This is a genomic window from Gordonia asplenii, from assembly GCF_012933505.1.
Taxonomy (GTDB): Bacteria; Actinomycetota; Actinomycetes; order Mycobacteriales; family Mycobacteriaceae; genus Gordonia; species Gordonia asplenii.
In genome coordinates this window covers 1-23,200 of sequence record NZ_JABBNB010000054.1, presented here as the reverse complement: position 1 = coordinate 23,200, position 23,200 = coordinate 1, and the positions used below count along the sequence as shown (strand labels likewise).

Annotated in this window: 21 protein-coding genes; 8 read left to right on the top strand and 13 right to left on the bottom strand. The window is 65.6% G+C overall.

Translation table 11 applies throughout. The annotated features are described in order from the left end of the window. Positions 1-221: 221 nt before the first annotated feature. The 3 genes from HH308_RS28640 to tgt form a co-directional block, all read right to left on the bottom strand. Entirely contained in the window at positions 222-1,490 is a 1,269-nt protein-coding gene (locus HH308_RS28640; protein WP_170197697.1) for a DUF445 domain-containing protein, read from the bottom strand. Next, positions 1,487-2,194 carry an Abi-alpha family protein gene (locus tag HH308_RS28635; protein ID WP_170197696.1) on the bottom strand — a complete coding sequence of 236 codons (708 nt, stop codon included), beginning with the start codon at positions 2,192-2,194 and terminating at the stop codon, positions 1,487-1,489. The genes HH308_RS28640 and HH308_RS28635 overlap by 4 nt, the downstream gene beginning before the upstream one ends. A 103-nt stretch (positions 2,195-2,297) precedes the next feature. Continuing rightward, complete coding sequence (gene tgt / locus HH308_RS28630) at positions 2,298-3,539, bottom strand: tRNA guanosine(34) transglycosylase Tgt (protein WP_170197695.1); 1,242 nt, start codon at positions 3,537-3,539, stop codon at positions 2,298-2,300. Positions 3,540-3,599: 60 nt separating this feature from the next. Here tgt and HH308_RS28625 point away from each other — a divergent pair, with 60 nt between their 5' ends. Next, positions 3,600-4,052 (top strand): hypothetical protein, encoded by a 453-nt coding sequence (locus HH308_RS28625; RefSeq protein WP_170197694.1) that lies wholly within the window; start codon positions 3,600-3,602, stop codon positions 4,050-4,052. A 32-nt stretch (positions 4,053-4,084) separates the two neighbouring features. Continuing rightward, complete coding sequence (locus HH308_RS28620; protein WP_170197693.1) at positions 4,085-4,894, top strand: MerR family transcriptional regulator; 810 nt, start codon at positions 4,085-4,087, stop codon at positions 4,892-4,894. Positions 4,895-5,019: 125 nt separating this feature from the next. Here HH308_RS28620 and HH308_RS28615 read toward each other — a convergent pair whose 3' ends face one another. Then, positions 5,020-5,970 carry a LysR family transcriptional regulator gene (locus HH308_RS28615; protein WP_170197692.1) on the bottom strand — a complete coding sequence of 317 codons (951 nt, stop codon included), beginning with the start codon at positions 5,968-5,970 and terminating at the stop codon, positions 5,020-5,022. An 88-nt stretch (positions 5,971-6,058) separates the two neighbouring features. Here HH308_RS28615 and HH308_RS28610 point away from each other — a divergent pair, with 88 nt between their 5' ends. Continuing rightward, positions 6,059-7,009 carry a DMT family transporter gene (locus tag HH308_RS28610; protein ID WP_170197691.1) on the top strand — a complete coding sequence of 317 codons (951 nt, stop codon included), beginning with the start codon at positions 6,059-6,061 and terminating at the stop codon, positions 7,007-7,009. A gap of 161 nt (positions 7,010-7,170) precedes the next feature. Beyond that, positions 7,171-8,889 (top strand): alpha/beta hydrolase, encoded by a 1,719-nt coding sequence (locus HH308_RS28605; RefSeq protein ID WP_170197690.1) that lies wholly within the window; start codon positions 7,171-7,173, stop codon positions 8,887-8,889. A gap of 8 nt (positions 8,890-8,897) precedes the next feature. Here the strand turns inward: HH308_RS28605 and HH308_RS28600 are convergent, their stop codons facing one another. Further along, on the bottom strand, positions 8,898-10,220 hold the full coding sequence (locus tag HH308_RS28600; RefSeq protein WP_170197689.1) for a UDP-N-acetylmuramoyl-tripeptide--D-alanyl-D-alanine ligase: 1,323 nt from the start codon (positions 10,218-10,220) through the stop codon (positions 8,898-8,900). A 69-nt stretch (positions 10,221-10,289) separates the two neighbouring features. Here HH308_RS28600 and HH308_RS28595 point away from each other — a divergent pair, with 69 nt between their 5' ends. After that, a complete protein-coding gene (locus HH308_RS28595) occupies positions 10,290-11,417 on the top strand; it encodes a D-alanine--D-alanine ligase family protein (RefSeq protein WP_170197688.1) in 1,128 nt (375 codons plus the stop codon). A gap of 624 nt (positions 11,418-12,041) precedes the next feature. Here HH308_RS28595 and HH308_RS28590 read toward each other — a convergent pair. The 8 genes from HH308_RS28590 to HH308_RS28555 all read right to left on the bottom strand — a co-directional run bounded on the left by HH308_RS28590 (position 12,042) and on the right by HH308_RS28555 (position 17,842). Then, positions 12,042-12,191 (bottom strand): DUF1059 domain-containing protein, encoded by a 150-nt coding sequence (locus HH308_RS28590; protein WP_170197687.1) that lies wholly within the window; start codon positions 12,189-12,191, stop codon positions 12,042-12,044. A gap of 76 nt (positions 12,192-12,267) precedes the next feature. Then, positions 12,268-13,029 carry an IclR family transcriptional regulator gene (locus HH308_RS28585; RefSeq protein ID WP_170197686.1) on the bottom strand — a complete coding sequence of 254 codons (762 nt, stop codon included), beginning with the start codon at positions 13,027-13,029 and terminating at the stop codon, positions 12,268-12,270. Between the two features lie 71 nt (positions 13,030-13,100). Beyond that, positions 13,101-13,463 (bottom strand): 4-carboxymuconolactone decarboxylase, encoded by a 363-nt coding sequence (pcaC, locus tag HH308_RS28580; RefSeq protein WP_170197685.1) that lies wholly within the window; start codon positions 13,461-13,463, stop codon positions 13,101-13,103. Further along, entirely contained in the window at positions 13,460-14,674 is a 1,215-nt protein-coding gene (locus tag HH308_RS28575; protein WP_170197684.1) for a lyase family protein, read from the bottom strand. The genes pcaC and HH308_RS28575 overlap by 4 nt, the downstream gene beginning before the upstream one ends. Continuing rightward, positions 14,671-15,213, bottom strand: a complete 543-nt coding sequence (gene pcaG / locus HH308_RS28570; RefSeq protein WP_170197683.1) for a protocatechuate 3,4-dioxygenase subunit alpha — start codon at positions 15,211-15,213, stop codon at positions 14,671-14,673. Before pcaG ends, HH308_RS28575 begins: the two co-directional genes overlap by 4 nt. Then, the gene (gene pcaH / locus HH308_RS28565) at positions 15,213-15,998 is read right to left on the bottom strand and encodes a protocatechuate 3,4-dioxygenase subunit beta (RefSeq protein WP_170197682.1); all 786 of its coding nucleotides are present in this window, start codon (positions 15,996-15,998) and stop codon (positions 15,213-15,215) included. Before pcaH ends, pcaG begins: the two co-directional genes overlap by 1 nt. Continuing rightward, entirely contained in the window at positions 15,983-17,170 is a 1,188-nt protein-coding gene (locus HH308_RS28560) for a 4-hydroxybenzoate 3-monooxygenase (RefSeq protein WP_170197681.1), read from the bottom strand. The genes pcaH and HH308_RS28560 overlap by 16 nt, the downstream gene beginning before the upstream one ends. 174 nt (positions 17,171-17,344) lie before the next feature. Next, on the bottom strand, positions 17,345-17,842 hold the full coding sequence (locus HH308_RS28555) for a hypothetical protein (protein ID WP_170197680.1): 498 nt from the start codon (positions 17,840-17,842) through the stop codon (positions 17,345-17,347). Between the two features lie 143 nt (positions 17,843-17,985). Between HH308_RS28555 and HH308_RS28550 the strand changes: the two genes are divergently transcribed. The 3 genes from HH308_RS28550 (at position 17,986) to HH308_RS28540 (ending at position 22,773) form a co-directional block, all read left to right on the top strand. Next, the gene (locus tag HH308_RS28550; protein ID WP_170197679.1) at positions 17,986-19,641 is read left to right on the top strand and encodes a long-chain-fatty-acid--CoA ligase; all 1,656 of its coding nucleotides are present in this window, start codon (positions 17,986-17,988) and stop codon (positions 19,639-19,641) included. A 145-nt stretch (positions 19,642-19,786) separates the two neighbouring features. Continuing rightward, complete coding sequence (gene eutJ / locus HH308_RS28545) at positions 19,787-20,611, top strand: ethanolamine utilization protein EutJ (protein WP_170197678.1); 825 nt, start codon at positions 19,787-19,789, stop codon at positions 20,609-20,611. Positions 20,612-20,634: 23 nt separating this feature from the next. Then, positions 20,635-22,773, top strand: coding sequence for a helix-turn-helix domain-containing protein (locus tag HH308_RS28540; protein WP_170197677.1), 2,139 nt, complete (start codon positions 20,635-20,637; stop codon positions 22,771-22,773). Positions 22,774-23,200: the final 427 nt, after the last annotated feature.

Genomic DNA, 23,200 nt, shown 5'->3' with positions numbered 1-23,200 from the left:
TTCCTCGCTTCGGCACGCGGGGAGCGGCGGTGGCACTCGGGCAGCGGCGGTGGCGTTCGCACCTCGCACTCGGGGAGCGGCGGCAACGCTCGTTTGGATTGGGTTCGGTTGGGTTCTTCGACTCACCAGACCCCTCGTTACACCGAAGCTCGTTCCTCGCTTCGGCACTCGGGGAGCGGTGGTGGCGGCACTCGCGGAGCGGCGGTAACGTGCACGCCGCCTCAGGTGTGGTGCGAGAATGCCTCGATTATCTGTACCTGCAGTTCGCCGACCAAACCACCGAGGATCGCGCCGATCGCGATGAGCAGCGGCTCGTCGTCCTTGAACACCGGACGCAGGATCGATTCGTACTCCTCGTTGGTCAACATCCCCATCTTCTCGACGATGGTGTCTTCGAGGTTGATCACGTTGAACGCATAGTCGTTGACCTCGGCCATGGTCTGCGGAATTCGTTCGAGAACCATCGCGACGACATGCTCTTTGAGTTCGCGGTAGCGTTTCGTGCCGACCGTCAGCGTGGCGAGCGGAGTGGCCAACGCGGTCTGCGAATCGATGGCAGCCGTCATCTCCTTGCTGATGAGGGCGAACAGTTTGTCCGAGCCGGGACCTTCGAGGATGGCCTCGACGAGGTTCTCCGGGGAAAACAGATCTTCGGCGAGGATCTTGGCGTAGTCGCGGGTGATCTTCTCGCGCTGCGCGTGCAGGAGTCCCTGGAAGGTGATCAGTCCCAGGTATTTGGTCGGATGGACCGGGCGGAACAGCATATTCAGCGCGATGTAGTCGCTGATGAAGCCGACGCTGAAGCCGAAGATCGGCATGATCCACGGGTTCTTGAACAGACCCCAGGCGACCATCTGGACCAGGCCGATACCGAAACCGAAGTAGATGCCGCTGCGACGCATGAACGTCATCGCGTCGCTCGCGACGGTGCGCATCAGCTTGTTGAGCTTCTCTTTGTTGCGGACCAGCGTGGTGACCGCCAAGTACTGCAGGTCGATGTAGCGCCCGATGTCGGATTTCATCTCCTGCAGGAGATTGTCGACGACGGCCGGCGCCTGTTGCTGGATCCGGGCATGAATAGCCTTGCGCGCGGCCGACGGCAACGAGTCCCACAGGCCGGGGCGGATCTGTTCGGCCAGGTCTCGAGCGATGTCGTCGATGGCGGTGGTGAGTGGACCGCGCAGCTCGTCGACAGCCTCCTTGGCGTCGAACTTCTCCAACAGTTCCTCGGGTCGCAGCAGATTGGAGGTGAGCAGCTGGATGGTCGTCGAGCCGACCTTGCCCGCGCGGCGGGGGACGATACCCTGCCATCCGATCGGCCCGACGCCGACGAACTCCAGTGGCCGGAACACCATCTCCAATGCGACGAGTTTGGTGCTCCAACCGACGAACGCCGCGATGAGCGGCATCGACAGGTAGATGTACCAGTTGTCGGCGAAGTCGGTGGTGATCTCGCCCCAACTCTGCAGAGCCACCGTCGAAACCGTCATCTGGCCTCACCTTGCATCGCCGTCTCCCACAATTCCATTCCCAGCGGCGACAATCGCAGCGTCCGACGATCCACGCGTGGGCCGACCGGTCCCACCGACGAATCCTTGATCGCTTTGAGCACCATCGTCTCGGCGGCGAGCACCTCGTACTCGGTCTTGAGGTCGGAGTCTTCCGGCCCCACCTCGACGAGCCCCAGCGCCAGCAGATGCGACACGTACGCCGGCACCATGTTCGGCAGCGCCAGATTGGCGGTCCGACCGATCAGTGCGGCGTTCTCCAGCACCGGTGTCCGTGACGGGTTGCGGCCGATGACGTTGATCAACGGCGACGTCGTGCCGTCGGACAGTGCACCGAGAATCCGCGCTTCGTCGGCCACGAGTTGGTCGAGGAGGCGATCGAACAATGCGAGCTTGCTGTCCTGGGTGCCCTGGTTGAGGGCTTGGTCGAGCAGAACGGTCATCTTCTGGTTGAGGCGTTCGCCCGGCTTCGCCACGTGGTGATGATCGGAGTCCGAGCGGTTCGACGCCGCGGGCAGTGCGAGGGTCTGGCTGTCGTCGACGTCGTCGACGGGGGAGATGGCGTCGAGTCCGGTGCGAGCGAGGTCGAAGATCTGTTCCTCCGCCCACTGCGCCACGCGAAGGACGGTGCGCGTCACGTCGACGGCAGAGCCCAACCACGTGCGCGGGTCGTACGGGTTCGTCATCAGCAGCATCCCAGCTCTCAGTAGACCGCACACATCGTTGGATTAAATCACTCAATCGTCGTGCGCTTGGACGATTGGTCAACTCACATTTTGACGTACCGAATTACGGCGTCTTCCCCCGGTAGTACCGCCCCAGGAATTGGTCGCGGTACTCGAAGTAGTCGCCGTTTTCGATGGCCCGACGCGCACCGTCGACCATGTCGATGACGAACGCGAGGTTGTGCAGGGTGGCCAGTGTCGCCGCGAGGCCCTCCTTCGCCTTGAACAGGTGATGAAGGTAGGCTCGCGAGTACTGCGAGGTGTAGTTCTCGATCTCCGGGTCGAGGGATCCGAAGTCATCGCGGAACCGTGCGTTGGTGACGTTGTAGCGGCCGTCGAGCGAATAGATCGCGCCGTTGCGGGCGACCCGCGTCGGTGAGACACAGTCGAAGGTGTCGGCACCGTTCTCGATCGCGGTGAAGATGTCGTCGGGCTCGCTGATGCCGAGCAGATGCTTCGGTTTGTCTTGCGGCAGTTCGGAATTCACCCATCCGACGATGGTCCCCAGGTTCTGTTTCTCCAGCGCGCCGCCAATTCCGAAGCCGCCGAAGCCCTTTCCGCCGTCGGCCTGATCCCGCTCGGATATCTCAGTCAGATCGCGCGCTGCCTTGCGGCGCAGATCCTCGTACTGCGCGCCCTGAATGACCGCCCACAGGGACTGCGCAGGCCGGTGAGTGCGCTGCGCCGAGAGCCGATTGTGTTCGGCCAGACAGCGAATCGCCCACAGTCGCGTGCGCTCCAGCGAATTCTCTTGGTAGGCGCGGGTATTCATCAGCGTGGTCAGCTCGTCGAAGCCGAAGATGATGTCGGCGCCGAGACCGTGCTGAATCTGCATCGACAGTTCCGGGGTGAAGCGGTGCCGCGACCCGTCGAGGTGGGACTTGAAGGTGACCCCGTCGTCGTCTACGCGAGCCAGGCGCTCACGCCCCTCGGCGATCTTGGCGTCATCCTGGTGCCCCGACACGTCCATCGAGATGACTTTCTTGAACCCCGCTCCGAGGGACATCACCTGGAAACCGCCGCTGTCGGTGTAGGTGGGCCCGGACCAGTTCATGAATGCGCCCAGCCCGCCCGCCTGGTCGACGATGTCGTGGCCGGGCTGCAGATACAGGTGGTAGGCGTTGGCCAGCACGGCTTGCGCGCCCAACCCGGCGACCGCCTCGGGGAGCACGGTCTTCACGGTGGCTTTGGTGCCCACCGGAACGAAGGCCGGGGTGGCGACGTCGCCGTGCGGTGTCGAGATGACGCCGGTACGGCCCAGTGTGCCGGGCAGCGATGTTCCGTAGGTGAATGTCACGCGCTGCATCTTCCCAGGTGAATCGTCCGACTCCCAAACCGCGCACGACGTTTCGTTATCCTTGACCGCATGTCACGCATCGCGAAATATCTGTCCTCGGCTGTCGTCGCCGGTGCCGTCTGTCTGACCTTCGCCGCCTGCGGCAGTGAGGAACAGGCGACCAGCAGCTCGACGGCGGCGGCAGCGTCGAGCGCGGAGACGACGAATCCCGACGCCAGCACCGTCGCCGGCCCCAAGCCGGCCGCGCCGCCGTCGTCGATCCCGGCCGGCAAGCAGACGTCGGTGGTCGCCGGAAAACAGTGCGGACTCACCAAGGGCCCCGACGGCGCGCTGACGATCGTCATCCTCGAGGGCGGCGTCACCTGCGATGTCGCCAAGACCGTCGCCACCGTGTACGGACCGAAGATCGCGTCCGGCAGTGAACAGCAGATCTCCGGCTGGACGTGTGGCCCCACCCAGACCGCTGGTGTCCTGGCGAAATGCGTCAAGGGCGACGACGCATTCGGGCTGGTGGCCAAATAGCGCTTGACCCTCACGCGACGTGAGGCTCGAAGGTGGTTGCTGTGAGTGAGACGAAGACCGATTCCGCCCGAACAGTGGGCGACGTCGCCAAGCTGACCGGAGTCAGCGTTCGCACACTGCACCACTATGACGAGATCGGTTTGGTGGTGCCGTCACGACGCACTTCGGTGGGCTACCGGCTCTACGCCGACGACGACGTCGAACGCCTCCTGCAGGCGCTGACCTACCGCGAACTCGGTTTTCCGCTCGAGCAGATCTCGACCCTGCTCGACGATCCGTCGGCCGATGCGCTGACTCATCTGCAACAACAGCACGATCTGCTGCGGCAGAGGATCGGTCACTTGCAACACATGGTCGTTGCAGTGGAGAAGATGATGAACAGCAAGAAATCAGGTATCAACCTGACCAGCGACGAGCAGGCCGAGATCTTCGGCACCGACTGGCCCGGTGAGGAGTATGCGGCCGAAGCGCACGAGCGCTGGGGCCAGACCGACGCGTGGAAGCAGAGTCGGGAACGTAGTTCCACCCGAACCAAGGCCGACTGGCAGCGGATCAAGAACGACGGCGATGCACTGCTGACGCGAATGGCCGACGCCTTTCGGTCCGGTGTGCGGCCGGGCTCGCCAGAGGCGGGCGAGATCGCCGAAGCTCATCGGCAGAGCATCAACGAGCACTACGACTGCTCGCACGCGATGCAGTGGTGTCTTGCTCAGATGTACGTCTCGGACGAGCGCTTCACCCGCTATTACGACGATCGGGCTCCCGGCCTCGCACAGTGGCTGCTCGACGTCGTCGCAGCCGACGCACGAGCACACGGAGTCACCGAACCGAATTGGAGCTGAGTTGATTGAGTGTCGTCGGCGGAAGTGAAGCCGTTCGCGTGTGAGCGGATTCGACTGATATGGCATCCGATCCGCTGGCGAGGTCGCGGGCGATCTGGGCACAGTCAGCGCCGTGAAACGTCGACTCAACCGATCGAGTTGTCGGCGAGTGGGCTTTCGGCAGGCGGGCGGTCGTCGATCGGGCGGTCATCGATCGACGCCGTGAGCGCGTCGAGGAATGCCTTGATCGCCGGTCGGTCAGCGGCCACGGTCCGGACTACCGCGACGATGTCGCGGACGAACTCTTCAGCGAGCGTGAGCCGATCCACCCGCGCGGGCCGAAGGCGCAGCATCGACTCGGTCGCCGGTGCGATGCCCAGCCCAGCCTCGACCATCGCCATCGAGACCGCGGTGTCGGTGACCTCGTGGCGCACCCGCGGCTCGACGCCGTACCGCCTGCACACAGCACGCACCGCACGGCCGTACTGACTCGCCTCCGGCGCGAGGATCCAGTCACGGTCGGCGAGATCCGCGAGCCGGATCGTCGACTGGTTGAATGTCGTTGCGGGGGCAGCGATTTCAAAGCGTTCGCGGCGCAGGGTCAGCGATCTCAGGTGCGGGTCGCGGGGGATCGGATTGTCAGGGTAGTCGAGGCCGACGGCGACGTCGATCGCTCCCGACGCCACGCTGGCGTGCAGGTCGTCGACGTCGAGTTCGCGCGTGACCACGCTCAGTTCGGGATATGTCGACCGTAGAGTTCGCAGCAGCGCCGGCCACATGTCGACGGCGGCCGACGCGAAGGCCCCGACATACAACTCGCCCTGCACGGCGTCGGCCGAGGCCTCCAATGCCGCGACGATCTGCGCATCGACGTCGAGGATGCGACGCGCGTGTGCGGCGAGTTCGACGCCGATCGGAGTGAGTCGCAGCCCTCGGCCGATGCGTTCGGTCAGGGCTGTCCCAGCCTCTCGCTCGAGTGCGGAGATCTGCTGCGACACCGCGCCGGGGGTGTAACCGAGTTCGTCGGCGGCGGCGCGAACGGATCCGGTTTGCTGTACCGCGACGAGGGCGCGCAGTTGAACGCTCGTCCAGTCCATCCGACTCTCAATCGTTTAAGAATTCTACCTGTTCAGGTGCAGAATATATCGATTGTCTAGACAGAGTTGGGTCCGCATCCTGATACACATGACCGCAGTTGCAACCGACACCAGCTCCGACGCCGCGTCCACGCGTTCGCGGTGGTCGTTCGACCAGCTCGACGCCCGACTCGCCGCAGTTCTCGGCGCCGCCGCGCTCGGATTGACCGGCCCGCTGATCGCGCTGTCCGGTCTCGACGCGGGGACGTCGTCGCTGTGGCGCGCCAGTCTGGCGGTGCTTCTGCTCGTCGCCATCCGCTTCGTTGCCCGACGCCGAGCCGTCGCGGCCGGCCACCCCGCGCCGAAGCGCGGCATGTCGATGCGAATCACCTCGCTCGCCGCGGGCGTCTTCCTCGGCCTCGACATGGTCCTGTGGAGCCAGTCGATCCTCGCGGTCGGTGCTGGAATCGCGACGGTCGTCGTGAATGTGCAGGTGATCGTCGTTCCCCTGTTGAGCGCGGTCCTGTTGGGCGAGCGGATCCGACGTTCCTTCTGGTTCGTGGCACCGGTATTGCTCGGTGGCGTCGCGCTGGCCGGCGGGATCGTCGGGCAGCAGCCGAGTTCGTCGGCCGTCTTCGGAACCATCACCGGCGCCGCTGCCGGCATCGCCTATGCGGGCTACCTTCTGCTGCTGCGCCGTACGAGCCACGAACCCGCGCACCGCCTCGCAAACCTCACCGACAACATGATCGCGGCGGCCCTCGTCGCGCTGATCGGTTGTGCCGCAACGGGACATCTGACGCTGTGGCCCGGTTGGGCGCCGGTCGCCTGGCTATTCGTCGCGGCCGTCACGGGCCATGTCATCGCCTGGCTCCTCGTCGGGTCGGCGCTGCCGCGGCTGTCCGCGAGTACCGGCAGCACCCTGTTGCTGACCCTGCCGATCTTCGCTCTCGCGTTCTCCGCTGTCCTGCTCGGCGAACGACCGACCGCATCCCAGCTGGCGGGCAGTGCCATCGTGCTGGGAGCGATCGCAGTTCTGAACCGGCCGTCGTCGAAGTGACAGGCCGATTGCATTCGGCCACGCCACCGCCGGCGAGGGACATGTTCCCCCGGCGTCGACCACGGGGGCCGATTGCAATCAGCCGCCCGCCCGACGTCGAGCGGCTTGATACCGTTGCGCGACGGGGTAACTGGTTCGCCCCGCGAGATAGGGGTGCACCGATGTCGTCGACCTCCGAGGAATCCACCGACACCGTCGTCGACGAGCGGGAAGACGGTCCTTCACGCGGCACGCGACTAAAAGTATGGTGGTACAACCATATTCGCCAATACTCGTACAGCGGATGCGTCGTCGCGCTGCTGTTTCTGTGGGCGTCGGCGACGCCCTCGCTGCTTCCGCGTGGTTGGTTCTTCCAAGGTGCGGTCAGCGGCGGCTCAGCGGCCATCGGCTATGGCGTCGGCACATTCCTGACGTGGCTCGCGCGTTTCATGGTGTCGCGCACTGAACGGTGGCCGGTGCCGACATGGAAGTGGTGGTCGGGGCTGGGGTTCGTCGGCCTGGCCGGCACCGCTTTCATGATGTACTGGTTCGCCCATTGGCAGGATGAGCTGCGCGACCTGATGGGCGTCGAGCACCTGACGTGGACGGCCTACCCGCTCGTCGTCATCGTCGCGCTGATCGTCTTCGCCATCCTCATGAGCATCGGGCAGGCCTGGGGCGCTGGACTCAAGTGGCTGGTCCGCAAGCTCAACGCCTTTGCGCCCCCGCGTGTTTCGGCGGTCGTCGGCGCCGCGATCGTCGTCGTACTGACCATCTTCATCGTGAACGGCGTGTTCGCCAACTACGCGATGCGGGCCCTCAACTCGACCTTCTCCGCCGCCAACAACGAGACGAAAGCCGACAGTGCACCGCCGACCTCCACGTTGCGGTCGGGCGGCCCGGGCTCGCTGGTCACCTGGAACTCCCTCGGTCGGGAAGGCCGCGTCTTCGTCTCCAGAGGCCCAACGGTTCAACAACTCTCGGCGTTCAACGGCACTCCCGCCGTGGAGCCGATCCGCGCCTACGCCGGTCTGGACTCCGCGCCGAACGTCAACGCCGCGGCCGACCTCGCCGTCAAGGAGCTCGAGCGGACAAATGCGTTCAGCCGCAAGGTGATCGCCGTCGGCGGCACCACCGGCAGCGGGTGGATCAACAAATCGATGGTCGACTCGCTGGAGTACATGTACAACGGCAACGTCGCGACCGTGTCCATCCAGTACTCGTATCTGCCGAGTTGGCTGTCCTTCATCGTCGACAAGGAGCGCGCGCGGCAGGCGGGCATCGCGATCTTCGAGGCGGTCAGCGAGAAGGTCCGCGCCATCCCGGAGGCGCAGCGGCCCAAGCTCGTCGTCTTCGGCGAGAGTCTGGGCTCGTTCTCCGGCGAGGCGTCGTTCGGCTCCATTCCGACGATCGCCGCCCGCACCGACGGCGCACTGTTCAGCGGCCCGACGTTCAACAATCAACTGTGGCTCGACACCACCGACAACCGCGACGCCGGCAGCCCCGAGGTGAAGCCGATCTTCCACAATGGCAAACAAGTTCGCTTCATCGCCGACCAGAACGACCTGACTCGCCCGACGCCCGACTGGCCCGGCAATCGGATCGTCTACCTGCAGCACGCCTCCGATCCGATCACCTGGTGGAACCCCGACCTCGCCTTCAGCGAACCCGACTGGCTCACCGAACCCCGCGGCTCCGACGTCCTCGGCGCGACGACGTGGATCCCGATCGTCTCATTCCTGCAGTTGTCCGCGGACATGGCGGTGTCGGTCAATGTGCCCGACGGCCACGGCCACCACTACCTGAGCGCGGTGCCGTACGCGTGGGCGAGCATTCTGCAACCGCCGGGATGGACGGTGGAGAAGACGCAGAAGCTGGAGCCGCTACTGACGCGGGACTGAGGCGACGGTCACCCGGACACCAACGCCACCACTCGCTCCAGCGCGGCCACGCGAGATCCCTTGACCAGCACCGCATCTGCTGCCCCCAGCCCCGACAGTTCGTTCGCCGCGGCAGCGACGTCGGGGACGTGGGTCACCCCGTCGCCGTAGTCCGGCTCGGCGACGGCGATCACGGTAATGCCCAATCCCGTTGCCAGGGAAGCTATTTCGCGATGTGCGGCGGGGGCGTCGGGGCCGAGCTCGGCCATCGTGCCCAGTACCGCGACGCGACGTTCGGCCTCCAGCGTCGCCAGCGACCGCAGTGCGGCGGCCATCGACGTCGGGTTGGCGTTGTAGGCGTCGTTGATGACGGTGAGCCCGGAGTCCAGTGTCACCAATTCCATCCGCAATCCCGACAGCGCCGCGTCGGCGAGACCGGCGACGATCCCGTCGACGGAGACGCCGAGCCCGCCACCGGCGGCAGCCGCGGCGAGGGCATTGGGAACCTGGTGTTCACCGCGTGCGCCCAACGCGACCGGTGCCGACCCCCAGGGCGTGTGCAGGGTGAACGATGCGCGCAGCTGGTCGTCGAGCACGACGTCGGAGGCGTAGACGTCGGCCTCCGACGTCGACGCCGAGTACGTGAGCACGCGCGCCGAGGTGCGGGCCCGCATCGCGAGAACCCTCGGGTCGTCGGCGTTGAGTACCGCGACGCCGTCGTCGGGAAGCGACTCGATGAGCTCGCCTTTCGTCTGCGCGACCGCCTCAAGACTGCCGAAGAGTTCGAGGTGCACCCCCTCGACGCGAGTCAGCACGCCGACGGTCGGCGAGGCGATGCCGCACAGCGTCGCGATGTGTCCGATGCCGCGGGCGCCCATTTCGAGGACGACCGCTTCGGTGTCATCGGGCGCGCCGAACAACGTCATCGGCAAACCCAGCTCGTTGTTGAACGACTTCTCACTGGCCGCGGTGTGGAAGGTCGACGCCAGCACTCCCGCAAGCAGGTCTTTGGTCGACGTCTTGCCGACGGATCCGGTGACTCCGACGACCCGGCCCGGGATTCGACGCCGGGCCGCGCGCCCCAGATCAGCCAATGCGACGGCGGTATCGGCCACCCTGATCGCTGCGACACCCGGTGTCGGCTCGGCGTCGTTGCTGGTCAGATAGGCGGTTGCACCCGCGGCGACGGCGGTGGCGATGAAGTCGTGGCCGTCGCGCTCGGCGACGATCGGCACGAACAGTTGTCCGGGCGTCAGTACCCGGGAGTCGATAGCCGCCGAGGTGACCGTGGTATTCGGTCCGATGAGTTCGCCGCCGGTTGCCGCTGCAATGTCGCTCGCCGTGAAATGCACGGTTCAACGCTACGCGACGACGAACCCGCGCCGTGTCGCCGTTGCCCCGACGCCGTATCGTAGACATCCATGACCGATGACACGCGGCCCGCCCGCTCCGCTCCCGGCGCCGGTCCTCTCCTGCGCCTGGTCGTCCTCTTCGGTGGTGTCTCTGCTGAACATGACGTGTCGTGCGTGACCGCCGCCCATGTTGTCGCCGCCGCCGATCGCTCCAAATACGACATCGTGCCGGTCGGCATCACCCGTGACGGCGGGTGGTTCCGGCAGGACAAGGCGATCGCGGCACTCGCCGACGACGTCGAGCTGCCCAATGCGCTGCTTCCCGAGGGCACCGAGGTGGATCCGATCGTGATTCTGCGCGGCGATTCGTCGAAGCAGACCGTCGTGCTGCCGCTGCTGCACGGACCGCACGGCGAGGACGGCACCGTCCAGGGCATGCTCGAACTGCTCAAGCTCCCCTACGTCGGGTCCGGTGTGCTCGGTTCGGCGGTATGCATGGACAAGGCGATGGCCAAGGATGTCGCCGCGTACCGCGGCATTCCGCAGTGCCGCTGGATCGAGTTCCGCGACGGCGTCGACGATTCGCGCGAGATCGTCGGCAAGGTCGAGGCACAGCTGGGTCTGCCCGTCTTCGTGAAGCCGGCGAACATGGGATCGTCGGTCGGAATCACCAAGGCGCACAACATAAAAGAGCTCGACGACGCGATCAATCTGGCGCTGCGCTACGACGATGTGCTCGTCATCGAGGAGTCGGTCACGGCCCGCGAGATCGAGGTCGCGGTGCTCGGCAACGCATTGCCCGAGGTGTCGTTGCCCGGTGAGATCCGCCCCGGTAGCGAGTTCTACGACTACGAGGACAAATACGTCACCGGCGCAGCGCAATTGGTCATTCCCGCGGACTTGTCGGCCGCCGACACCGACGCCGTCCGCGAGTTGGCCGTCCGCGCCTACACCGCGATGCGCTGCAGCGGCCTGGCCCGCGTCGACTTCTTCTTCGAGGAGTCCCGCCTCGACGGCGAGCCCGCCCGCGGCTGGCTCCTCAACGAGATCAACACGATCCCAGGGTTCACCCCGGCGTCGATGTACCCGAAGATGTGGGGGGCGTCGGGCCTGAGCTACCCGGACCTCATCGACCAGTTGGTTGCCCTGGCTCTCGAGACCTACCAGCGGCGCTCGGGATTCTCGACCGCACACTGAGTCGGGGTCGGTGCGGGCGGCCTATTACCCGCAACGCCGTTCGGCTCCCGGAGCGACGATGCTGCTCCGCGAATACCGATCGCGGTCCCCGAGCGCCGATGCTGCTCCGCGAATGCCGATCGCGGTCCCCGGCGCGCCAACCCCGCTGCCCGGAGCGCCAACCCCCAACCCCGCTCCCCGAGTGCCGAAGCGAGCTCGCGAGCTTCGGTGTATCGAGGGGCTAGCGAGACGAAGAACCCAACTCAATCCAATCCAGTTGAATCTGTGTCCTCTTCGGGCTTTGGCGTGCCGTGCTCACGTCGACGACTTCGGCCGGCAGACGTCTCGATACACCGAAGCTCGTCCCTCGCTTCGGCACTCGACGAGCGAGGGGGAAGGCTGGTCACGCACCACAGCACTCGACCGAGCGGGGACTCTGGTCACGCACCACAGCACTCGACCGAGCGGGGACTCTGGTCACGCACCGCAACGCCCGAACGGGGAGGCTGAGCGGGCACCGCAGCACTCGACGAGCGAGGGGGAAGGCTGGTCACGCACCGCAACACCCGAGCGGGGAGGCTGGTCACGCACCGCAACACCCGAGCGAAGGCTCGGCGGCAGGCGCCGGACCGGCGGTCGTTCGACTCAGTAGGCCATGAACAAGATCTCGTCGCGGGAGTAGTCGTGCCCGGGGTGGTTCTCTTTGAGGTGCTTGTTCACGTTCTCCACCAGCTCGTCTTCGGTTTCCCCGCGGAGTTGTTCGCCGCAGGGGCAGGTGAGTCGCGTCTTGGCCATGTCGGTTCTCCTCATATTCGCGGACACTGATCTATTCACATAGAACCACTTTCGAGCGTGACCTGCGCAACACGCCCTACCCGACCCGTCCCTGGCTCAGCGTCCGGCCGACGCCGGCGGCAGCGACCTGGGCCGCAGCCACCAGCGTCGCACGGTTACGACCCAAGGTCGGCACGACGATGCCCAGTGCCGCGACGACGTCGTCGCCGACCCGGACGGGCACCGCGATCGAGCACGCGCCGAGGGTCATCTCTTCGGTGGTAGTCGCATAGCCGTGCTGGCGGATCTGACTGAGCTGCCGAGTCAGGGTGCCCGGCGCGACGATGGTGTGCGGAGTCTGCGGCCGCAGATCGGTGAGCACCCGGCGTACGACGTCGTCGGGTGCGTGGGCCAGGAGTACCTTGCCAACTCCCGTGCAGTACAACGGAAGTCGGCTGCCGACGCGACTGACGACCGGCACCGACGCCCGCCCCGACATCCGTTCCAGGTACAGCACCTGGGTATCTTCGCGCACCGCGATGTGCACCGTGGCGAGCGTTGCCGCGTAGAGATCTTGCATGAACGGCGACGCCGCTTCGCGCAGACCCGTTTGGATCGGGGCGAGTAACCCCACGTCCCAGAGTCGACGCCCGATCACATACGCGCCGTCGGGCCTGCGCACCAGGCCGTGCCAGGCCACTATCTCTCGGACGAGGCGATGAGCAGTGGGAACCGGCAGTCCGGCACGCTCGGCGATCTCGGTGAGCGTGAGGAACCGATGAGTGTCGTCGAACGCTCCGATCACGGCGAGGGTGCGCGCCGCAACCGACTGGCGCGGAGAATTCGTGTTGCCCGCCAACGTGTTTCAGCCTCTCGTCAGTGGGGTCTCGTACGTCGCCGGCGCGGTCATGACACTCGGCCACTCATTGTCTACTCCGCGAACACTCCGCGTGCGATCCGGAACGCCGTGTTCGCGTCTGGTACGCCGCAGTAGATCGCCGACTGCAGAATGACCTCTTTGATCTCATCGGTGGTCAGCCCGTTGCGCAGCGCCGCGCGAAGGTGCATCGCGAGTTCCTCGTGATGTCCCCGTGCGATCAGCGCGGTCAACGTGATCATGGAGCGGCTCTTGCGGTCGAGTCCCGGCCGAGTCCAGATGCTCCCCCACGCATATTCGGTGATGAGCTGCTGGAAGTCCTCGGTGAGGTCGGTGATGGCGGCGGTCGCGGCGTCGACGTGGGTGTCGCCGAGCACCTCCCGCCGTACCTTCATCCCGTCGTCGTATCGGGTCATCGGCGTTCTCCTCTGCTGCGATCGATCTGCGTTCGAATGAATTTCTCGGTCAGTCCGAGGTAGTTCGACGCCGGGGCTCGCCCGGCGAGCGCCGCCATCGAATTCTGCTCGGACGCCAGGGCTTGTGCCGCACTGTCGACGTTCGCGCGCATCTGATCGGTGTGCACTCGCAGCCCACTGAGCAATGCGTCGGTCTGCGCCGCGGCGACAGCGGTGCGCTGCAACAGGATTCGCAGCGTATCCCACTCGGTGTGCCATGCCCCCGACGATCGTTCCTCCGCGGCGTCGGCCGCCGCCAGATGCAGGCTGGCCGCCAGGTTCGGTGCGGTCAGTGCGGCACGTCGAATCTGCACGGAGCCAATGGGATTGGCCTTGTGCGGCATCGTCGAAGATCCACCTCCCTGTCCCTCCGACAGCTCCGCGATCTCGGGTCGCGACAAGGTCAGCACATCGTTGGCGATGTGCCCCCAGGCGTCGGTGCAGGTGACCGCGGCATCGGCGATGCGTGTGACGGGTGTGCGCCGAGAGTGCCACGGTGGCACGTCATCGAGGTTCAGGGCTGCAGCCGCCTGCGAAATCGCCTGTACCGCGGCATCGATGGGATGCTCGACGCCGGACGCCAGTTCGACCGCCGCAGCCATCGTTCCGCCCGCTCCGCCGAACTGTGCCGGAAAGTGCAGCGCCCCAACTTGTTCCGCGGCATCCACCACCCCACTGAGCCAGTTGGCGGCCTTCAGACCGAATGTCATCGGTACCGCGAACTGGGTGATGGTGCGGGCCGCCATCGGCGCATGCCGGTATCGGTCGCTGAGGTCGGCGAGAGTATCGCTCTGCGCGGCGAGCCGGCGTCGAATCCCGGCGAGACACTGTGCCGCACAGAGCATTACGGCTGTGTCTACGACGTCTTGGCTGGTGAGCCCGCGGTGCAACCAAGTGGCGGCGTTGCCGGCCAGTCGGGATCGGAGCAGTGTGACCAGCGGAATCACGGGGTTTCCTCCGACGGCCGCCTGCCCGGCGATGTGGTCGCGATCGGCATCATCGAGCAGCGCACGCAGTTCGTCGACGTCGAGTACCGCGTCGGCCGGGATGATCCCCGCCGTCGCGAGCCCCGCCGACCACGCCGCCTCCACCGCGATCATCGCGGCAAGAAAGGCGTTGTCGGAGAACGCTTCCGCGGCGGCGTCCGCGCCCGGCCAGAGGAAGTCGGTCATGCCGGGCCGTGGTCGAGGAAGACCGTCTCGTTCTCACCCTGTAGCCGAATGTCGAAGCGGAATCCGGCGTCGTCGGCCACTGCGATCAACGACGAACGACGTTCGGCATCGACCGATGTCAGCAGCGCGTCGTCGGCGAAGTCGCCGGGCAGATACGCACGTGTGAGGAGTCGATCGAGCAAGCCGCGGGCGAACACGCAGACAGCGAAGAACGGTCGGGCGTCGTCGACGGCTCCGGGGGTCAGCGTCGAGAACGTGTAGCGCCCGGTGCGGTCGGTCTGTGCGCGACCGAAGCCGGTGAAGGTGAATCCGTCGCGGTGCAACGAGCCGGTCTCGGCGATGCGGTTGCCCTGTTCGTCGGCCTGCCAGATCTCGATCAGGGCGTCCGGGACGGGGGTGCCTTCGCCGTCGAAAACGGTGCCGTGCAACCGGATTCGCCCAGAATGTCCCGATGGAACCAGATCGGAGTCGCCGTCGTAGGGCAGCGCGTAGTGAAAGAACGGCCCGACTGTCTGGCCAGGGGTGGGTGGCAGTGTCATTACTCGCCTTCCATCGGGGTCTGGCGGCTGCCGGTGAGGACGATGTCCCAACGGTAACCGGTGGACCACTCGTGCGCGGTGAGGTCGTGGTCGTAGGTGGCGACGAGTCGGTCGCGAGCGTCCTGGTCGACGATCGCCTGATAGATCGGGTCGAGCGCGAACAGCGGGTCGCCGGGGAAGTACATCTGGGTCACGAGCCGCTGAGTGAACGCGGTACCGAAGACGGAGAAGTGGATATGCGCTGGGCGCCAAGCGTTGTGGTGGTTCTTCCACGGGTACGGGCCCGGCTTGATCGTCGTGAACTTGTACCAGCCGTCATCGTCGGTGAGGCACCGTCCGACGCCGGTGAAATTGGGATCGATGGGGGCCGGGTGCTGGTCACGTTTGTGGATGTAGCGCCCCGCGGCATTGGCCTGCCACACTTCGACGAGTTGCCCGCGGACCGGGCGGCCTTCGCCGTCGAGCACTCGGCCGCTGACCACCAGTCGCTCTCCGATCGGTTCTCCGCCGTGCGCGATGGTGAGGTCGGCTTCCAGCGGGTCGACGTCGCGGTGGCCGAAGGCCGGCGAAAAGAGTTCCACACCTTCGGGATCCGCGTGTTGCAGATCTTTCGTGGGGTGGCGGAGCAGGCTGGAGCGGTAGGGCGCGAAGTCGACGCGGGTGCGCGTCTCGGCGGGCCGTCCGGCCGCCAGCGAGGCCGCGTAGTCGGCGCTGATCGCAGCGATCTCCTCGCTGATCTGAGCCTGCGTCCCCTGTGCGCCGTCCGACGTCAGTGTTGTGGCCATCCTGTGTACCCTTCTGCGAGATAGGTGGAACCGGCCTCCGAGGAGACCAAGGCATTGAGTTCGCCGAGTTGGCGCAGATCGTCGAAATCCGTTGTGCCGTCAACATGATGGAGCATGGTGGTCATCCAGTACGAGAAGTGCTGGGCCTTCCACACCCTCGACAGCGCGCGCTCGGTGTAGGTGTCGAGGGCGGCGTCGTCGGACTTGTTGATCGTCCGGTCGAGTACCTCGGCGAGAACCCGGACGTCAGCCAGCGCGAGATTGAGTCCCTTTGCGCCCGTTGGCGGTACGGTGTGCGCGGCGTCGCCGGCGAGCAGCAGATTGCCGTGCCGCATCGGTGACTGGACGAAGCTGCGGAACGGCAGCACGGTCCGTTCGAGGACCGGCCCCTCCTTGAGTTCGAAGCCGTCGTGGCCGGCGAGTCGGCCGTGCAGTTGCGCCCAGATGCGGTCGTCGGACCAGGTGCTCGGGTCCTCGCGCGGATCGCATTGGAAGTACATCCGCTGCACGGTGTCGGTGCGCTGACTGATCAGCGCGAAACCCTCGGGTGCGCGTGCGTAGATCAACTCCGGGGCGCTCGGCGGGGCCTGCACCATCACACCGAACCAGGCGAACGGATATTCCCGAAAGTATTGCGTCGCTTGGTCGATCAGCGGGCGACAGACGCTGCGCGAGCCGTCGGCCCCGACGACGATGCGTGCGGTGATGCGGTGGCGCGAACCATCGGCATCGGTGTAGTCGACGGTCGGTGCGTCGACGACGTCGGCGACTTCGGTATCGGTGATGCCGTAGCGGAGGTCGCCGCCGTCGCGTACGCGGGCCGCGTGCAGATCGACGAAGACCGCGGTCTGCGGGTAGAGCCAGCACGACGCCCCGACGAGTTTCTGGAAGTCGATGCGGTGACTGAGGCCGCCGAACCGCAGCGCGATACCCGCGTGTTCGTGACCGTCGGTGAGCACCCGGTCGCTGACCCCGGAATCGACGAGGAGTCGGACGCTGTCGCGTTCGAGAATGCCTGCGCGGTGGGTAGTTTCGATCTGTTCGACGGTCCGGTTGTCGATGACCACCGAGTCGATGCCCGCGTTGTGCAGCAGATGCGAGAGCATCAACCCCGCCGGCCCGCCGCCGACGATCACCACTTGCGTGGCCGTCGTGCTCGCCAATGCTGTCATGGGTGTTCCGCCGTTCATGTGAGGTGTGACTGTGCCGATGAATCTACGAGGTATGGGTCACAGGCGGAAGGGTTGGTTTTCACTGAGTGAAAGTTGGGGGATGTTGGTTCGGCGCTCGGGGAGCGGGTGGTCGGCTGCGTCGAGCCGGGTTCCCTGCCGCGATTTCGGCGCCGCCTACAGTTCCAGCCCGTGCAGCACCACTAGCGGTTCGGTCGTGGCAACGACGCCGTCGAGGCCCATGATCGCCTCCCCCGACGAATGGCCGTCGTCGCTGCGGTCGGCGGCGGCCAACCACAGGTCGTCGAGTCCGGCGACCTTCAGTATCAACGCGTCGGGGCGCGGCGTGGAATCGCCACCGTACCAATGGAGGTCGACGCCGAGCGGTCGCCCGAGGCGTTGCCGCCACCACGGGTGCGAGCTGACGTCGGCGAGCGGTCGTACGCCGAGGACGGTCGGCTCATCCCGTCGCAGAGTAATTCCGAAGTCCCACTCGTACTGTTGCCAACTCACCTGGTAGGCACCGTCTCTCGTGACGAGTTCGACCCCCATCGGCGCCGTGTGAATCGCCCCGTGGTCCCAATCGTCGTCGGCGAGCAGGCTGTATCGCACGGCGACCAACTCGCCGCCTGCCAGATCCGACGCTAATGCGCGGATGTCGTTGTCGTCGGACATTGTGCACCTCCGGGCATCCCATTGTCGCGGCCGGCCGCGGCCCGCGGGGCCGAATGCTCCGGCTTCCCCCGCAATTCCCGCCCACGGTCGCGGCTCGACGGGGTTGACTGAACTCAACCACCATCGCGACTGAAGGGTCGATCATGTACGACATCGTCAAGGGGCTGCCGTCGACGCACGGCGACCACTACCAGTTGAATACGACGACCCTGATCAGGCATGCCGCGCGGACCTATCCCGAGCAGGAGATCGTGTACCGCACCGCCGACGGCGGCTGGGACCGCTACACCTACGCCGACTGTTATCGGCGGGTACGCGCCATCGCGAACGTGTTGCGCGGCTTGGGAATCGGACCCGCCGACGTCGTCGGAGTGATCGACTGGAACAGCAAACGTCACTTCGAGTTGTACTGGGCGATACCCGCACTCGGGTCGGTGCTGCTGCAGATGAACCTGCGGCTGGCGGGTGAGGATCTGGCATTCGTCGCGAATCACAGTGACGCGAAGTGCGTCTTCGTCGACGAGACGCTACTACCGGTCGCGGAAGCCCTTGTCGCACAAGGAGTAGGTGTGCAGAACTGGGTGGTGATGACCGACCGACCGATGTCGGAGGTCTCGACCGCCCTTCCGAACGCGCTGTCCTTCGAGGATCTCCTCGACGCGGCGTCGGACGAGATCGACTTTCCGATGATCGACGAAACGTCGGCGTACAGCGCCTGTTACACCACCGGCACCACCGGACAACCCAAAGGCATCTACTACTCGCACCGTGGCATCTACCTGCACGCGATGGCGCAGGCCCAGGGGCTGAGCCTGACCGCCGACGACACCATCATGCTGATCACTCCCATGTTCCATGGAAACTGTTGGGGCCTACCGCAATCCGGGGCGTTTGCCGCTGCGCGGTTCATCCTGCCCGGACGGTACGCGGCCGAGGACACCTCGGTTCTGGTCGAAGAGATGATCGCCGAGGGCGTCACCGTCGCCAACGGCGCACCGGCGATCTTCGAGCCGATGCTCCGCTACCTCGAAACCCTTTCCGACAGACCGGACTTCAGCAGACTGAAGTTGCTGTGCGGGGCGTCGGAGCCGCCGTTGTCGATGATGAATGGGCTGTTCGACTTGACCGGCGCCGACGTCGTGCACGGGTACGGCGCGACGGAGACGACGCCGGTGGTGACCTCCAACCGCGGCATCAAAGCCGCGCTGCGGGCATGGCCGAACGACAGACAGTGGAATCACAAACGCTACCAAGGACTTCCGGCGTCGGGCGTCGACATCCGCATCGTCGACCCGACCGGCGTCGACCTGCCACACGACGGCGTCGCCGCGGGCGAGGTGTTACTGCGCGGGCCGTGGATCATCGAGAGTTACTATCACCTCGACGACAACGCCGACCGATTCTTCGAAGGATATTGGCGCAGCGGCGATGTCGGGAGCATCGACGAGTACGGCTACCTGAAGCTCACCGATCGCATCAAGGACGTCATCAAGAGCGGCGGCGAATGGATCAGCTCCATCGACATGGAGAACGCGATCGTCGGACATCCGAATGTGTTGGAAGCAGCCGTAATCGGAGTGCCGCACCCGAAGTGGCAGGAACGGCCGGTAGCGCTCGTCGTGACCAAGGACGGGGCCGAGATCCCGCTGGCCGAAATTCACGAGTTGCTCGACGGCAAATTCGCGAAATGGCAACTGCCCGACACGATCCTCTACCTCGACGCATTGCCGCGCACCAGCGTCGGGAAGCTTGACAAGAAGGTGATGCGGGCCCAGCACGGGGATGTGTACGCCGAGTAGTTCCCCGGCGCTGGACACGCAGCTCATCGGTCTCCCCGCGGGATAAAGTCGCTGCCGTCGACCTATCTCCAGAAGATAAGTTCCCCCATCCGACTATCCCGTACGGTCAGGATGTATCACTCGCACTCCTGATGAATGAGAGACCATGCTCACTTCGCAGAAGACGATCTCCGACACTCTCGAAGCTGCGGGACGATTGATCGGGGAACGCGTATCGGATCCGTCACCCGCACCGGTGCGGACCGGGATCGACCTGGGTACCGCGACCTGCGTGATCACCGTCGTCGACGACGCCGACAACCCCGTCTGGGTCGACTTCACTCGGACCGCGGCTATCCGGGACGGCGTCGTCGTCGACTTCGCGGCGGCGGCGAAGGCCACCCGGGAACTCAAGCACCGCGCCGAGGCTGAACTGGAAATCGAACTGATCGACGCCGCCACCGCATTCCCGCCGTGCGTCGGAGAGGCGGAAAGTCGGGCGTGTCGATTCGTCCTGGAATCCGCCGGCTTCGACGAAGTCGTCTTGATCGACGAGGTGAGCGCGGCGAACAACGCCCTGCGCGTCCGCGACGGAGTGGTGGTGGACGTCGGCGGCGGGTCGACCGGCGTCGGCGTCTTTCGTGATGGTGAACTGGTCTTCCTCGACGACCGGCCGGGCGGCGGACATCATCTCGACTTGATTCTGTCCGGGGCGCTGGGGGTCGACATCGCCGAGGCAGAGCGGCGGAAAAGGGAGACCACCGACGCGGCGTTCCTGCCGATTCTGCGGCCGGGATTCGAGCGAGTCGCGCAGAACATCGCCGAATTGACGGTCGGAGCCGAAGATCTCGCGATCCATCTCGCCGGCGGCGCACTGATGTTCCCCGGCGCGGACAGCGCGATCGAACGCTATCTGAAGCGCCCGGTGCTGACCTATCCGTTCGCTAACCTGATCACCCCGTTGGGGATCGCCCGCTCCGCACCTCGCTAAGTCATTTCGCCATTGGAGAGAGCATGAGGAGAACCGAGGTCACCGCAGAACTGGAACGTCTCCTCGCGACGATCGTCGACGATCCCGCCGAGGCGGAGGCAGCCGTGCGACAAGCACTCGACGATGTCGGCGACGTCGGTCTTCTCCGCCGCGAGGATCTGACCTGGATCGGCACCGACGCAGCCGCCGAGCCCGAACTCGACCAAGCGTCCCTGGCCGCACTCGAATGCGGCGGCGGCGCACTGGTTTCGCACGCCGCGTTCGCCGGCGACTACGCGATCATCCTGCCGGACTCGGACACCGGCGCCGACGTCGAACTCTTCAGCCGGGTATGTGTGTGGCTGACGTTCATCCGCTCGCTGGCCGCCGCCCGCACCGAAGTCAGCGACTACCACTACGAGACGGTCGTCGTCGGCGGGCTGGCGAAACACGTGTTGAGCGTGAGCGATCTCGACCAGGTGCTGCTGACGATCACCGCAGAAACCCTGCGGATGAGTGAATCGGACATCTGCGGCGTGTTTCTCCGCGAGGGCGACGAGCTACGGATGAAGTCGTGCACCGGCCACCGGGTGGTCGACACCGCCCGGCTCCGGATGCGACGTGGGCAGGGCGTCGCCGGAATGGTCTTCGAGACGCTTCAACCCGCCAAAGTCGACAGTTACCTGCAAGACCATCGCATCAGCAACGACTTCATGTCGCTGGCCGAACAGGAAGAGACCCGCTCGGCGTTGGCCGTTCCCCTCATTCTGGGCGACGACCTCGTCGGCGTACTGGAGGTCTGGCGGCGTCGGTACTCGAGTTTCACACAGCGCGACGTGCGGCGACTCGAGGCTCTGGCCGACCTCGCCACCATCGCAATCGACAACGCTCGGCTCTACGACTCCCAGCGGTCCGCTCTCGCCGACCTGGAGGTCACGCACGCGCGACTGGAAGCTCAGGTCCGGTTACTCGACGAGACCGCGCAACTGCAGAAGTCGCTCATCGACATCGTCTTAGAGAACGGCCCGGTCTTCAATCGCGTCGCGCGAACCCTTGCCGAACAGCTCGGCTGCACGGTCGCCGTAGTCACCGCCGACGGCGAGATCGACGCGATCCATCCCCGCGACTGCGACTCGTCGGCGATAGTGTCGGCGTTTCTGGCGCAGCGCGATTCCCTCAATCGTTCGGCGACACTGACCACCGCGGGTGGCGCTCCCGTCTGGGTTCACCCGATCAAACTGGGTGCCGACCAATTCGGTGCGGTATGCGCACAGGGACTCGATCTCGGTGGCGATCTGTCCCAGGTGGCCTGCGCACATGCCGCGCTCGCGTGTTCGCTGTTCCTTCTGCAGCAGCGGGCGGCCAGTGTTGCTCGGTCCGAAGCCCTCGACCAGGTTCTGTGGGATCTCATGGACGGCTCGGCCGAACAACGATCCGCGGCGGGCGGTCGGGCCCAGCAGATGGGGGTGTGGCTGCGCGGCTGGCATCGGGTGTTGTACGGATCGATCGACAATCTGGATTCCTTTGTGCAACAAGAAGAATGGAGTCTGTCGGCGGCCGACCGCACCCGGCGCGCCATCCTCGATTCAGTGCGCAACACGTCGACGCCGGTCCAGCCGACCCTCGCGAGTGTGCGCGGGAACTGGATTGTCGCGCTCGTACCGATACATGACCGCGATCGTGCTCGCGAGTACCTGCGCTCACTCAAGGCAGCGTTGAGTGCCGAGCACGCCCCGATCGCCATCTCGTGGGGCCTGAGCACGGCGCGTGAACAACCCAGCCAGTACCCCGAGGCATTCGCCGAGGCGCGCACCGCTCTCGCCGCCGCACGCCGCCTCGGATCGGTGTCGCTGTACGACGATCTCGGAATCGTCCGGCTGCTGCTCGGCAACGAGGACGCCGACTTCCAATCATTCGTCCGCGAGATCACCGGACCGCTTCAGGACTACGACGACGCCAACGACGGTGCTCTGATGAAGACCCTCCGGGCCTACTTCGACTCGAATTGTTCGCAGAAGGACGCAGCGCAACTGCTGTATATCCACCACAAGACTCTGGCGTACCGACTCGACCGCATCCGCAAGCTCACGGGCTTGGACCTTTCGCAGCATTCCGATCGGATGCGTGCCGACCTCGCCCTGCGTCTGTTGGAAGTGTCCGAGCAGGCGGAGGGCGACGGCTAGCTCGGTTGACCTGGCGAGTCCGTTGGTGTCAGCGAAGTGGTCGTCACGCAGACGGATCGTCGTTACCGGTGTGACTTCGGTGGCTGAGGTGACGGGTCGATGCGATCGAACATCGTCGGGGTCGTGCGGTTTGTCGATTCCGGATTGTGGACGCCGGCGAGTGCGTGGCGTCGTTCGCGCTGCGGTAGGTGAGTCGACACTGCGGTCGTCCCGAAGCGCCCCTCTGCTGGTTGAGCCTGGATTCGCCGACGGCAGGCCTCTTCCGCTGGTTGAGCCTGGTTTCACCGATCCGGGCACTGCATCTGCTGGTTCAGCCTGGTTTCACCGATCCGGGCACTGCATCTGCTGGTTGAGCCTGGTTTCACCGGTTCGGGCACTCCATCTGCTGGTTGAGCCGCGAGGAGCGTTAGCGAGCCGGGTGGCCCCG